Origin of the sequence: Amycolatopsis sp. NPDC088138 (assembly GCF_044741685.1) — a bacterium.
In the GTDB taxonomy this organism is placed as follows: Bacteria; Actinomycetota; Actinomycetes; order Mycobacteriales; family Pseudonocardiaceae; genus Amycolatopsis.
The window spans coordinates 1,094,226-1,106,804 of sequence record NZ_JBIUTB010000001.1 but is presented as its reverse complement, the minus strand read 5'-3'; the positions used below and the strand labels follow the sequence as shown (position 1 = coordinate 1,106,804).

At 72.7% G+C, this 12,579-nt stretch carries 12 protein-coding genes; 9 read left to right on the top strand and 3 right to left on the bottom strand.

What is annotated here, in order from left to right:
* Nucleotides 1-16 precede the first annotated feature (16 nt).
* Nucleotides 17-493 carry a MarR family transcriptional regulator gene (locus ACIOD2_RS05045; RefSeq protein WP_323328876.1) on the bottom strand — a complete coding sequence of 159 codons (477 nt, stop codon included), beginning with the start codon at nt 491-493 and terminating at the stop codon, nt 17-19.
* Between the two features lie 145 nt (nt 494-638).
* Between ACIOD2_RS05045 and ACIOD2_RS05040 the strand changes: the two genes are divergently transcribed.
* Genes ACIOD2_RS05040 through ACIOD2_RS05030 form a run of 3 tightly spaced genes read left to right on the top strand, consistent with a single transcriptional unit; the run spans nt 639 to nt 3,294 of the window.
* The gene (locus tag ACIOD2_RS05040) at nt 639-1,226 is read left to right on the top strand and encodes an ArsR/SmtB family transcription factor (RefSeq protein ID WP_400534566.1); all 588 of its coding nucleotides are present in this window, start codon (nt 639-641) and stop codon (nt 1,224-1,226) included.
* Entirely contained in the window at nt 1,223-2,497 is a 1,275-nt protein-coding gene (locus tag ACIOD2_RS05035) for an MFS transporter (RefSeq protein WP_400534564.1), read from the top strand. The genes ACIOD2_RS05040 and ACIOD2_RS05035 overlap by 4 nt, the downstream gene beginning before the upstream one ends.
* Entirely contained in the window at nt 2,461-3,294 is an 834-nt protein-coding gene (locus ACIOD2_RS05030; protein ID WP_400534562.1) for a metallophosphoesterase family protein, read from the top strand. The genes ACIOD2_RS05035 and ACIOD2_RS05030 overlap by 37 nt, the downstream gene beginning before the upstream one ends.
* A 138-nt stretch (nt 3,295-3,432) precedes the next feature.
* Here ACIOD2_RS05030 and ACIOD2_RS05025 read toward each other — a convergent pair whose 3' ends face one another.
* Entirely contained in the window at nt 3,433-3,984 is a 552-nt protein-coding gene (locus ACIOD2_RS05025; protein ID WP_400534561.1) for a CGNR zinc finger domain-containing protein, read from the bottom strand.
* A 37-nt stretch (nt 3,985-4,021) separates the two neighbouring features.
* On the opposite strand from ACIOD2_RS05025, the gene ACIOD2_RS05020 reads away from it, so the two are divergent.
* Nucleotides 4,022-4,969 (top strand): phosphotriesterase, encoded by a 948-nt coding sequence (locus ACIOD2_RS05020; RefSeq protein WP_400534559.1) that lies wholly within the window; start codon nt 4,022-4,024, stop codon nt 4,967-4,969.
* A 1-nt stretch (nt 4,970) separates the two neighbouring features.
* Here ACIOD2_RS05020 and ACIOD2_RS05015 read toward each other — a convergent pair whose 3' ends face one another.
* On the bottom strand, nt 4,971-5,876 hold the full coding sequence (locus tag ACIOD2_RS05015) for a PAC2 family protein (RefSeq protein WP_400534557.1): 906 nt from the start codon (nt 5,874-5,876) through the stop codon (nt 4,971-4,973).
* Nucleotides 5,877-5,914: 38 nt separating this feature from the next.
* Between ACIOD2_RS05015 and metH the strand changes: the two genes are divergently transcribed.
* The 5 genes from metH (at nt 5,915) to ACIOD2_RS04990 (ending at nt 12,559) form a co-directional block, all read left to right on the top strand.
* Nucleotides 5,915-9,457, top strand: a complete 3,543-nt coding sequence (metH, locus tag ACIOD2_RS05010; protein ID WP_400534555.1) for a methionine synthase — start codon at nt 5,915-5,917, stop codon at nt 9,455-9,457.
* 49 nt (nt 9,458-9,506) lie between these two features.
* Nucleotides 9,507-10,139, top strand: coding sequence for an HAD family hydrolase (locus tag ACIOD2_RS05005; protein ID WP_400535410.1), 633 nt, complete (start codon nt 9,507-9,509; stop codon nt 10,137-10,139).
* 58 nt (nt 10,140-10,197) lie between these two features.
* A complete protein-coding gene (locus ACIOD2_RS05000; RefSeq protein ID WP_400534553.1) occupies nt 10,198-11,667 on the top strand; it encodes an AlkA N-terminal domain-containing protein in 1,470 nt (489 codons plus the stop codon).
* Between the two features lie 23 nt (nt 11,668-11,690).
* Entirely contained in the window at nt 11,691-12,182 is a 492-nt protein-coding gene (locus ACIOD2_RS04995) for a methylated-DNA--[protein]-cysteine S-methyltransferase (protein ID WP_400534551.1), read from the top strand.
* Between the two features lie 113 nt (nt 12,183-12,295).
* Complete coding sequence (locus ACIOD2_RS04990; RefSeq protein WP_247023247.1) at nt 12,296-12,559, top strand: phosphoribosyl-ATP diphosphatase; 264 nt, start codon at nt 12,296-12,298, stop codon at nt 12,557-12,559.
* Nucleotides 12,560-12,579: the final 20 nt, after the last annotated feature.

The window sequence follows — 12,579 nt, the reverse complement described above, 5'->3', positions numbered from 1 at the left end:
ACGACTGTAGAGTTAGTCAACTCGATATGACGTGGGTCACATCCGGTACGTGGGCGGCCGCCTGCTCGGCCGCGGTGGTGCCGTCGGTGAGGAACCCGAGCAGGGCGGTGAGCTGGCGCCGGTCCAGGCGGGCGAGCCGCTCGCCGACGAACCGGGCCATCGGCGCGTACAGCTCGGCGAGCTCCGCCATCCGGTCCGGCAGGGGCCGGACGACGAGCCGGCGCCGGTCGGCGGGGTCGGGCGCGCGCTCGGCGAGCCGGTGCAGCTCCATCCGGTCGAGCAGCCGGGTGAACGCGCCGGTGGTCACGCCCAGCAGCCGGGCCAGCTCGGTCGGGGAGTCGCTGACGCCGCCGTGGAGCAGGTGCAGGCAGTGCAGCTCGGTGGGGGTGACGGCCATCCGCTCGGCGACCGCGGCGTGGAAGAGCGCGGTCGAACCCACGAACCGGGGGAGGGCGAGAGCGGCGGCGGTGGCGAGTTCGCGCTGGTCGGGCAACATCCATCCAAGGTGAAGTGACGACGCAGTCACTGCTCGGCGCAGCCGCTGCCCGGCGAACGATAGCGGAGCCGGTTGACAAACCCGCAGGCGGGACCAACTATGAAAGAAAACTTTCGAAACAACTCTTTCAGGTAGGGGACCGATGGCCGAGCTGCCGCCGCGCAAGCGGATCGAGGACGTCGAACTGCTGCGGGCGCTGTCGCACCCGCTGCGCTCGGCGCTGCTGAACCACCTCACGGCCGTCGGCCCGCGTACCGCGAGCGAGTGCGCCGACGCCGTCGGCTCGACCGCGTCCAACTGCAGCTGGCACCTGCGCCAGCTCGCGCAGTACGGCCTGGTCGAGCGGTCCGACGCCGAGGACGGCCGGGAGCGGCCGTGGCGCGCCCGGCAGGTCGGGCTCGACATGGGGGAGCTGGCCGACGACCCGGCCCACCGGGCCGCGCAGCTCGGCATGGTCGGCGCGACGCTGGGCCACGAGCAGGAGCTGACCCAGCGGTACCTGGACTCGCTCGACGGCCTCGACCCGGCCTGGCGGGCGGCGGCCGGGCTGAGCACGTACACGCTGCGCGTCACGCCGGCGGAGCTGACCCGGCTGACCGAGGCGATCGACGCCCTGGTCCGGCCCTACATCACCCCGATCCGGACGGACACCCCCGCCGACGCCCGCTCGGTGCACGTCGGCCTGCGGGCGTTCCCGCGCATCGACCACACCGGGAAGGCGGAGGGATGAAACAGCTGCTGGGGGTACCCGCGTTCGCGCGGTTGTGGGTGGCCGCGTTCTTCGGCGAGACGGCCGAGTGGATGCTGCAGGTCGCGTTGCCGGTCTACGTCTTCCAGCGCACCGGCTCCGCGGCCACGACGGCGTTGAGCATCGTGCTCGGCCTGCTGCCCGCGGTGCTGCTCAGCCCGGTCGCCGGGGTGGTCGCCGACCGCTGGAACCGGCGCGCGGTGCTGTTCGGCGTCTGCTGCGGGCTCGCCCTCGTGGCGCTGCCGCTGCTGAGTGAGCCGGGCATCGGGGTCGTGTACGCGGTGATGGCCGGGCAGGCGGCGCTCGCGTCGGTGTTCGAGCCCGCGCGCAACGCCCTGGTGCCGGAGCTGGTCGGCGTCGAGGAGGTCACCGGCGCGAACGGCCTGATGAGCGTCAACGGCAGCGTCGCCCGGCTGGCCGGGGGCTGGGCCGGCGGCGCCCTGCTGGGCTTCGGCGGGCTCGTGGACGTCATCACCGGCTACCTCGCGGTGCTGGCCGTCGCCGCGGCGCTGCTGGCGAAGCCGTTCCGCCGGGTCAGCGCACCGGCGCCCGCCGCGGCGCGCGAACCGGTGGTGCGGGCCTGGCTGGACGGGCTGCGGGAGCTGACCCGCAACCGGCGGTTGTGGCGGACCGGGCTCGCCCTGGCGCTCACCTCCCTGGCCCAGGGCATGTTCCTGGTCCTGTTCGTGGTGTACGTCCTGGACGTGCTCGGCGGCAGCGAGGCCGACGCGGGCCTGCTGCGGGGCGTCCAGGCGGTCGGCGGGCTGGCCGCGGGGTTCGCCCTGGCCACGGTGGCGCGCCGGGTGGCCCCGGCCGCGCTGCTCGGCTGGGGCGTGCTCGCGCTGGGCCTGCTGTCGGCGCTGATTTGGAACCTGGCGCTGGCGACGACGGCGCTGGGCGTCTACGTGGGCTTGTTCGCGCTGGTCGGCGCGCCCGGGGTGGTCGTCGGTGCGGGATTGCTTTCGGAGATCCAAAGCGCGGTGCCGCCGGAGCGGGCGGGCCGGGTGCTGAGCACGGCGTTCGCCGGCATGGCGACCTTCAGCACCGTGGGGGCGCTGCTGGCCGGGACGCTCGTCGCGGCCACCGGGCCCGAAGTGCTGCTCAACGTGCAGGCCGGCGTCTACGTCGTCGCCGGAGTACTGGTGCTCGTGCGGAAAACCCGCCGGATCCGCCGGATCCAGGACGTTCCGGTGAGCGCGGTGGTTACGGTGGAGGGGTGCCGCACCTCTTCGCCACCAGCGACCTCCACGTGACCCACGAGGGCAACGGCCCGATCCTCGACGCCGTCGTCCCCGAAACCCCGGAAGACTGGCTGCTCGTCGCCGGCGACGTCGCCGAGCAGGCGGAAGCCACGATCGGGACGCTCAAGACGCTGCGCGAGCGGTTCGCGAAGGTCGTCTGGGTGCCGGGCAACCACGAGCTGTGGACCACGAAGAACGACGAGTGCCAGCTGCGCGGCCAGGCGCGGTACGAGTACCTCGTCGAGGGGTGCCGCGAGATCGGCGTGCTCACCCCCGAGGACGAGTTCCCGGTCTGGACGCACGGTCCGCGGCCGCTGACGATCGCCCCGCTGTTCCTGCTCTACGACTACAGCTGGCGGACCCCCGCCGCCGAGGGCAAGTCGCTCGAGGAGGCGCTGCGCCAGGCCCGCGAGGCCGGCGTCGTCTGCACCGACGAGTACTTCCTGTACCCGGACCCGTACCCGAGCCGCCAGGCGTGGTGCGAGGACCGGCTGAAGATCAGCACCGAGCGGCTCGACGCGATCCCCGAGGACCACGGCACGATCCTGATGTCGCACTGGCCGCTGCACCGGCATCCGACCGAGCCGCTGTACTGGCCTGAGTTCGCCCTGTGGTGCGGCTCGACCAAGACCGAGGACTGGCACCTGCGCTACCGCGCCGAGATCGCCGTGTACGGCCACCTGCACATCCCGCGCACCACGGAAGCCGACGGCGTCCGCTTCGAGGAGGTCTCGCTGGGCTACCCGCGCGAGTGGCGCAAGCGCGCACGGGGAGCCGTGCCGATGCGCCGCATCCTCTGGCCCTCCTGACCGACCCCCAAGCCGCACTTTCGCCGTGAAAGTACCGCGAATCGACGCCCTGCGCGTCACTTTCGCCGTGAAAGTGTTGCGGAGTCACGACCTCCGGATCCTGGCGTCGCTCGGAAGAGTGAACGGGTGGCGTGGTGGTCAGGACTCGGCGCGTCGGCGTTCCCGGAGCGCGCGGACCCGGCCGCGGCTGGCGCACGCGGGGGACGGGCACCAGCGGCGCCGCCCGCCCGGGTCGGCGAACACGCCCCGGCAGTCCTGCTCGGGGCAGGCCCGCAGGTCGTCACGCAGCGGGCCGGTGAGCCAGTCGGCCGCCTGCAGCGCGAGCCTGCTCAACGCGTCGGTCACCGTCGCCGGGGCGCTGCGGTGGAGCCGGTCGAGCGCGGCCAGGTGCACCGGCTCGGCCCGGAAGAACACCGTCAGCGCCCGCACCTGATCCGCCCGCGGCGCGACCCCGTCGACCGCGCCGAGCGCCAGTTCACGCAGCGCCTGACGCAGCCGGTGCGCCGCGTCGAGGTCGGCGTCGGTGATCCGGGCGAGCGGCGTCAGCCCGACCCGGGTGAGCCACTCGGCCAGCCGGTCGGTCGTCGGCATGCGCTCGACCGGGTTGGCGCCGAAGTGGCGGCCGCGCGTCGCGAGCAGGTCCAGCCAGGGGGCGCCGCCGTCGAAGCGGAAGGCGAGGTCGTCGGGCACCTTGGCAGTGTAACGGGTGAGGCGTTACAGTGGCGGCATGACTGGGGAACCGCGGGTACGGACGGTGCTGGGTGACATCGACCCGGCCGAGCTGGGTGTCACGAACTCCCACGACCACCTCTTCTTCACCTCGAAGCTGCTGCCGGGCCAGGAGCTGGACGACCCGACCGCGGCGATCGAGGAGCTGGTGCACTTCAAGACCGCCGGCGGCGCGGCGCTGGTCCAGTGGACGCCGTACGGCCTCACCCGCCGGACCCGGGAACTCGCCTGGATCTCGCGGGAGATCGGGGTGCACGTGGTCGCGGCCACCGGCCTCCACCGGGCGGACCACTACGCACCCGCGATCCTCCACCGCGTGGTCGACGAGCTGGTGAAGGTGTTCGTCGCCGACCTGACCGAGGGCACCCAACCGGCCGACCTGCCCGACGAGCCGCGGACCGGACCGCGCGCCGGGCTGATCAAGGTGGCCGGTGCCTTCCACACGATCGACCCGCACGCCCGGCTGACCATGACTGCCGCCGCGGTCGCCCACCAGGAGACCGGCGCGCCGATCGCGGTGCACCTCGAGCTCGGGACCGCAGCCCTCGAGACGGTCCACCTGCTCTGCGACCAGCTGGACGTTTCACCGGATCGGGTGATCCTCGGGCACCTCAACCGCAACCCGGACGCCCGGCTCCAGCGGGAGATCGCCGAAACCGGCGTGTTCCTCGGGTTCGACGGCCCGTCCCGGGCCAACCACGCCACCGACTGGCGGCTCTTCGACGGCCTGGAGGCTCTCGTCGAGGCGGGCCACGGCGGGCAGATCCTGCTGGGTGGTGACACCACGACGGCCGCGGCCCGGCTGGTCACCGGCGGCGGCCCGGGCGCGCCCTACCTGCTCACGACGCTCGCACCGCGGCTGGTCAAGCTGCTCGGCGGCGACGTCGTCACGGCCATGCTGGTGGCGAACCCCGCCCGGGTGTTCGCCACCAGCTGGCTCGGGTAGCTCAGCGGAGGCCGAAGCCCTCCTGGCCCCCGCCACGGCCGCGGCGGCGCAGGTAGCGCTCGAACTCGGCGGCGATCTTGTCGCCGCTGACCTCCTCGGGCTCGACCTCGCTCTGCGCGTCGCCGCGCTCTTCGAGACCGCGGACGTACTCGCTGATCTCTTCGTCCTCGTCGGCCATCTCGCTGACCGTGCGCTGCCACTCCTCGGCCTGCTCCGGCAGCGCGCCCAGCGGGATCTCGACGTCGAGGATGTCTTCCAGCTTGTGCAGCAGCGCGAGCGTCGCCTTCGGGGACGGCGGGTGCGACACGTAGTGCGGCACCGCGGCCCAGATCGAGACGGCGGGGATGCCGGCCTGGACGCAGTAGTCCTGGAGGATCCCGACGATGCCGGTCGGGCCCTGGTAGTTGTTCAGGTCGAGCCCGTAGAGGGACGCGGTGTCCTTGTCGTAGGCCGTCCCGGTGACCGGGACCGGCCGGGTGTGCGCGGTGTCGGCGAGCAGCGCGCCCAGCGTCACGACCGTGGCGACGTCCAGCTGCTGGATGTGTTCGAGCAGCTCGGCGCAGAAGGCGCGCCAGCGCATGTTCGGCTCGGGGCCCTGCACGAGCACCACGTCGCGGTCGAACCCGTCGGGGCGGCACACCGACAACGTCGTCGTCGGCCAGTCGACGCGGCGGGTGACGCCGTCGACCATCCGGACCGTGGGCCTGCTGACCTGGAAGTCGTAGTACTCGTCCGGTTCCAGCTCGGCCAGTGGTGTGGCGTCCCAGTTGAGCTGCAGGTGCTCGACGGCCCGGCTGGCCGCGTCACCTGCGTCGTTCCAGCCTTCGAAGGCGACCACCATCAGGGGCCGGGAGGGTTCGGGGCGGTCGCCAGGCGGCCGCGGGGTCTCGTCGACGGGCTCACTCACCGGACCAGCCTACGACCACCGGCCTTAGGCTGTTCAGCATGTCCGACCGCCTGTCGTCGCAGTTCCTCGACGCCCTGGCCGCCCGGGTGCTGGTGGCCGACGGGGCGATGGGCACGGCCCTGCAGGCCCACGACCTGAGCCTGGACGACTTCGCGGGCCTCGAAGGCTGCAACGAGGTCCTCAACGTCACCCGTCCGGACGTGGTGCGGTCGGTCCACCGGGGGTATCTGGAGGCCGGGGCGGACGCGGTCGAATCCAACACCTTCGGGGCGAATTTTGCCAACTTCGCCGAATACGACATCACCGAGCGCATCTTCGAGCTGGCCGAAGCGGGTGCCCGGCTGGCCAGGGAGACGGCGGACGAGTTCGCGACGCCGGACCGGCCGCGGTTCGTGCTCGGCTCGGTCGGCCCGGGCACCAAGCTGCCGACGCTCGGGCACGCGCCGTTCACCACGCTGCGCGACGCCTACCGCGAGGAGGTCCGCGGCCTGCTGGCCGGCGGCGCCGACGCGGTGATCGTCGAGACCACCCAGGACATCCTGCAGACCAAGGCGTCGATCATCGGGGCGCACCGGGCGATGGCCGCCGAGGGCAGGCGGGTGCCGATCCTGGCCTCGATCACCGTCGAGACCACCGGCACGATGCTGCTCGGCACCGAGGTCGGCGCCGCGCTGGCCGCGCTTGAGCCGCTGGGCATCGACGTCATCGGGCTCAACTGCGCGACCGGCCCGGCCGAGATGAGCGAGCACCTGCGGCAGCTGGCCAAGCTCTCGCGGATACCGCTGTCGGTGATGCCGAACGCCGGCCTGCCCGAGCTGGGCCCGGACGGCGCGGTCTACCCGCTGGGGCCGGAAGCGCTGGTCGAGGCGCTGACCGGGTTCGTCCGCGAGTTCGGCGTCGGGCTGGTCGGCGGCTGCTGCGGCACCACCGCCGAGCACATCCGGCAGCTCGCCGCCGCCGTCGCGGGCACCGCCCCGGTCCCGCGGCGGCCGCGTCCCGAGCCGGGCGTGTCGTCGCTCTACCAGGCGATCCCGTTCAAGCAGGACGCCAGCGTGCTGATGATCGGCGAGCGGACCAACGCGAACGGCTCCAAGGCGTTCCGCACCGCGATGCTCGACGGGCGCTGGGACGACTGCGTCGAGATCGCCCGCGAGCAGACCCGCGACGGCGCCCACCTGCTCGACCTCTGCGTCGACTACGTCGGCCGGGACGGCACGGCGGACATGGCCGAGCTGGCCGGGCGGCTGGCCACGGCCTCGACGCTGCCGATCATGCTGGACTCGACCGAGGTCCCGGTGCTGCGGGCCGGCCTGGAACGCCTCGGCGGCCGGTGCGCGGTCAACTCCGTCAACTACGAGGACGGTGACGGCCCCGACTCGCGGTTCACCCAGGTCATGGCGCTGGTGAGCGAGTTCGGCGCGGCCGTCGTCGCGCTGACCATCGACGAAGAGGGCCAGGCCCGGACGGCACAGACGAAGGCCGACATCGCGACGCGGCTGATCGAGGACATCACCGGCACCTGGGGGCTGCGGACCTCCGACGTCGTCATCGACGCCCTGACCTTCACCATCGCCACCGGCCAGGAGGAGTCGCGGCGCGACGGCATCGAGACGATCGAGGCGATCCGCGAGATCAAGCGCCGCCACCCCGGCGTGCAGACCACGCTCGGCCTGTCGAACATCTCCTTCGGCCTCAACCCGGCCGCGCGGCAGGTGCTCAACTCGGTGTTCCTGCACGAGTGCGTCCAGGCCGGGCTGGACACCGCGATCGTGCACGCGTCGAAGATCCTGCCGATGGCCCGGATCCCGGACGACCGGCGCGCGGTGGCCCTCGACCTCGTCTACGACCGCCGCCGTGAGGGGTACGACCCGCTGCAGGAGCTGATGGCGCTGTTCGAGGGCGTCAGCGCGGCGTCGTCCAAGGCGTCACGGGCCGAGGAGCTGGCCGCGTTGCCGCTGTTCGAACGGCTGGAACGCCGGATCGTCGACGGCGAGCGCACCGGCCTGACCGGCGACCTCGACGCGGCCCTGGAGCAGCGGCCCGCCCTGGAGATCATCAACGACACGCTGCTGGCCGGGATGAAGACCGTCGGGGAGCTGTTCGGCTCCGGGCAGATGCAGCTGCCGTTCGTGCTCCAGTCCGCCGAGGTGATGAAGGCGGCCGTCGCCCACCTGGAACCGCATATGGAGACCGGTGACGACGCCGGCAAGGGCCGGATCGTGCTGGCCACCGTGCGCGGCGACGTGCACGACATCGGCAAGAACCTGGTCGACATCATCCTGTCCAACAACGGCTACGAGGTCGTCAACCTCGGCATCAAGCAGCCGATCACGACCATCCTCGACGCGGCGGCCGAGAACGGCGCCGACGCGATCGGGATGTCCGGGCTGCTGGTGAAGTCCACGGTGATCATGAAGGAGAACCTCCAGGAGATGAACTCCCGGGGCGTCTCCGCGCGGTGGCCGGTGCTGCTCGGCGGCGCCGCGCTGACCCGCTCCTACGTCGAGAACGACCTGAGCGAGCTCTACACCGGCGACGTCCGCTACGCGCGGGACGCGTTCGAAGGCCTGCGGCTGATGGACGCGATCATGGCCGCCAAGCGCGGTGAACCGTCCACTGTGGATGCCGAGGCGGAGGCGAAACGCCGGGAGCGCAAGGAACGGCGGGAACGCTCGCTGCGGATCGCCGAAGCGCGCAAGGCCCGCCAGCCCGACGAGGGGCCGCCGCCCGCTCGTTCGGACGTCGCCACCGACGTCCCGCTGCCGGCGCCGCCGTTCTGGGGCAGCCGGGTGGTCAAGGGCGTCCCGCTGGCCGACTACGCCGCCATGCTCGACGAACGCGCGACGTTCATGGGGCAGTGGGGCCTCAAGGGCGCCCGCGGCGGCAACGGGCCGACCTACGACGAGCTGGTCGAGTCCGAAGGACGGCCGCGGCTGCGGTACTGGCTCGACCGGCTGACCGCCGGCGGTGTCCTGGCGCACGCGGCCGTCGTCTACGGCTACTTCCCGTGCGTGGCCGAGGAGGACGACCTGGTCGTGCTCACCGAGCCCGCGCCGGACGCGCCGGAGCGGCTGCGTTTCACGTTCCCGCGGCAGCGCCGCGACCGGCGGCTCTGCCTGGCCGACTTCTACCGGCCGCGGGAGTCGGGCGAGGTCGACGTCGTGCCGTTCACCGTCGTGACCATGGGCCAGCCGATCGCCGACCACGCGAACGAGCTATTCGCGGCCGACGCCTACCGCGACTACCTCGAGGTGCACGGCCTCGGCGTCCAGCTGGCCGAGGCGCTCGCCGAGTACTGGCACCGCCGCATCCGGCAGGAGCTGACCTTCCCCGGCGGTGTGGCGGTCGCCTCAGAGGACCCCGAGGACGTCGAGGAGTTCTTCGCGCTCGGCTACCGTGGAGCGAGGTTCTCCCTGGGCTACGGCGCCTGTCCCGATCTCGAGGACCGAGCGAAGATCGTCGCGCTCCTCGAGCCGGGCCGCATCGGCGTCAAGCTGTCCGAGGAGTACCAGCTGCACCCCGAGCAGTCGACCGACGCGATCGTCTGCCACCACCCCGAAGCCAAGTACTTCAACACCTAAGCCCTGGAGGGGATCCACTGTGGACGGTCTCGACGCCGTGTTGTTCGACATGGACGGAACACTGGTCGATTCCGAGAAGCTGTGGGACGTCGCGCTCTACGAGACGGCGGAAGCCCTCGGCGGCAAGCTGTCGGAAGAGACGCGGATGACGCTCGTCGGGTCCAACATGGACGACACCTCCGCGTGCCTGCTCGAGGTCGCCGGCCGGGCCGTGACGCGCGAGGCGATCGCCGAGACCGGGACCCTGATCCGCCGCCGCACGGCCGGGCTGTTCGACGACGCGCTGCCGTGGCGTCCCGGCGCCCGCGAGGTGCTGGCCGCGGTGCGCGCGGCTGGCCTGCGCTCGGCGCTGGTCACCTCCACCGAGCGGGACCTGACCGACCTGGCGCTCAACACGATCGGCCGCGAGTTCTTCGACGTCACGGTGTGCGGCGACGAGGTCGAAGGCCACAACAAGCCGCACCCGCGCCCGTACCTCAAGGCCGCCGAGCTGCTCGGTGTCGCGCCGGAACGCTGTGTCGCGGTCGAGGACTCGCCGCCCGGGACGGCGTCGGCGGTGGCCGCGGGCTGCACGGTGCTGGTGATCCCGAACGACGTCGAGGTCGAGCCGGGGGAGCGGCGCGTCTTCCGCGACACGCTCGTCGGCGTCGACGTGCCGGCGCTGGCGGCCCTGCTGGGCTGAGCACGACCATGTCGCTTTTCCGCTAGCCCCGGCCCGTGGGCTCGGTGATGCTGGGGTGGTGCACGAAGACTTCGAGGGGTGCGTGCGGGCCGTCCTGAGCAAGGACGCCCGGTTCGACGGGTGGTTCTACACGGCCGTCGTCACGACCCGGATCTACTGCCGCCCCAGCTGCCCGGTGGTGCCGCCGAAACGGCGGAACATGCGGTTCTACCCCAGCGCCGCGGCCGCCCAGCAGGCCGGCTTCCGGGCGTGCAAACGCTGCCGCCCGGACGCCAGCCCGGGCTCGCCGCTGTGGAACGAGCGCTCCGACCTGGTCGCGCGGGCGATGCGGCTGATCGCCGACGGCGTCGTCGACACCGAGGGCGTGCGCGGCCTCGCCGGCCGGCTCGGGTACAGCGTCCGGCAGATCGAGCGCCAGGTCTTCGCGGAGCTGGGCGCCGGGCCCCTGGCGGTCGCGCGGGCCCAGCGCGCGCAGACCGCGCGGACCCTCATCGAGACGACCACCCTGCCGATGACCGAGCTGGCGCTCGCGGCCGGGTTCGGCAGCATCCGGACGTTCAACGACACCGTTCGGGCGGTGTTCGCCCTGTCGCCGACCGAGCTGCGCGCCCGCGCCAAGGGCAAGCCGACGGCCGCCGCCGGGGCGGCGATCCCGCTGCGGCTGCCGTATCGCAGGCCGCTGTGCCCGGACAACCTGTTCGGGCACCTGGTGGCCACCGGCGTGCCGGGCGTGGAGGAGTGGCGGGACGGCGCCTACCGCCGGACGCTGCGGCTGCCGCACGGCCATGGCGTCGTCGCGCTGCGGCCGGAGGACGGGCACATCGCCTGCCGGCTCACCCTGACCGACCTGCGTGACCTGCCCGCCGCCACCAGCCGCTGCCGCCGCCTGCTCGACCTGGACGCGGACCCGGTGGCCGTTGACGATCAGCTGGCCACCGACCCGCTGCTCGCGCCGCTGGTGGCGGCCGCGCCGGGCCGCCGGGTGCCGCGCACGGTCGACGGCGCCGAGTTCGCCGTGCGGGCGGTGCTGGGGCAGCAGGTGTCGACCGCCGCCGCGCGGACGCACGCCGCCCGGATCGTCGTCGCGCACGGCACCCCGGTCGAGGACCCCGAAGGCGGCCTGACGCATCTCTTCCCGTCACCCGAGGCACTGGCCGAGCTCGACCCGGAGACCCTCGCCATGCCGCGCAGCCGCCGTCGCACGCTGCTGGGCCTGGTCGAGGCCCTGACCGGCGGCGGCCTCGACCTCGGCGCGGGCAGCGACTGGGCCGGGACCCGGGCCGCGCTGAGCGCGTTGCCCGGCTTCGGGCCGTGGACCGTCGAGAGCATCGCGATGCGCGCGCTGGGCGACCCGGACGCGTTCCTGCCCACCGACCTCGGCATCAAGTACGCGGCGGAGACGCTCGGCCTCGGCGGCCAGGCCGCGATCGTCTCCCGTTCCGCGGCGTGGCGCCCGTGGCGCGCGTACGCCACCCAGCACCTGTGGGCCACCGGCGACCACGCCATCAACCGCATGCCCGCGGCCTGAACCGCCGTCAAGACAGGAGAACCATGCGTTCCCACGCTGTCGTCGACAGCCCTTTCGGCCCGCTCACCCTCGTCGCCCAGGGCGACGCGCTCTGCGGGCTGTACATGGTCCGGCAGCGGCACCGCCCGGACGAACTCACCTTCGGCGAACCGGACCCGGGTGCCGGGATCTTCGCCCGCGCCGAGACCGAGCTGAAGGAGTACTTCGCCGGGCAGCGCCACGAGTTCGAGGTGCCGCTGACGTTCGTCGGCACGCCGTTCCAGCAGCTGGTCTGGGCCGAGCTGCGGAAGATCCCGTACGGCACCACGACTTCCTACGGCGAGCTGGCCGACCGGCTGGGCAAGCCGTCGGCGTCGCGCGCGGTCGGGCTGGCCAACGGCCGGAACCCGATCGGCATCATCGTGCCGTGCCACCGCGTGGTCGGGGCCAACGGCTCGCTGACCGGCTACGGCGGCGGCATCGAGCGCAAGCGCTACCTCCTCGACTTCGAACAGGAGCACGAAACGCTCTTCTGACCTCGGCAGATCCCACTCTTCGGGAGCAGACGTCCACGGTCGTGTGACATCGGCGGCATCCGCACCGGCCCGGGGCGGCACCGGCCCGGCCGGGGTGGAAGGATCTGCAGACCGTGAAGACCTTCGATGAGCTGTTCGCGGAGCTTGCCGAGCGCGCGCGTTCCCGTCCCGACGGGTCCGGCACCGTCGTCGCCCTCGACGCGGGAGTGCACGCCCAGGGCAAGAAGGTGCTGGAGGAAGCCGGCGAGGTGTGGATCGCCGCCGAGCACGAGTCCGACGACCGCCTCGCCGAGGAGATCTCCCAGCTGCTGTACCGGGTGCAGGTGCTGATGCTCGGCCGCGGCCTGTCGACCGAGGACGTCTACCGCTACCTGTGATCGGGTGGTCCGCCGCTGAA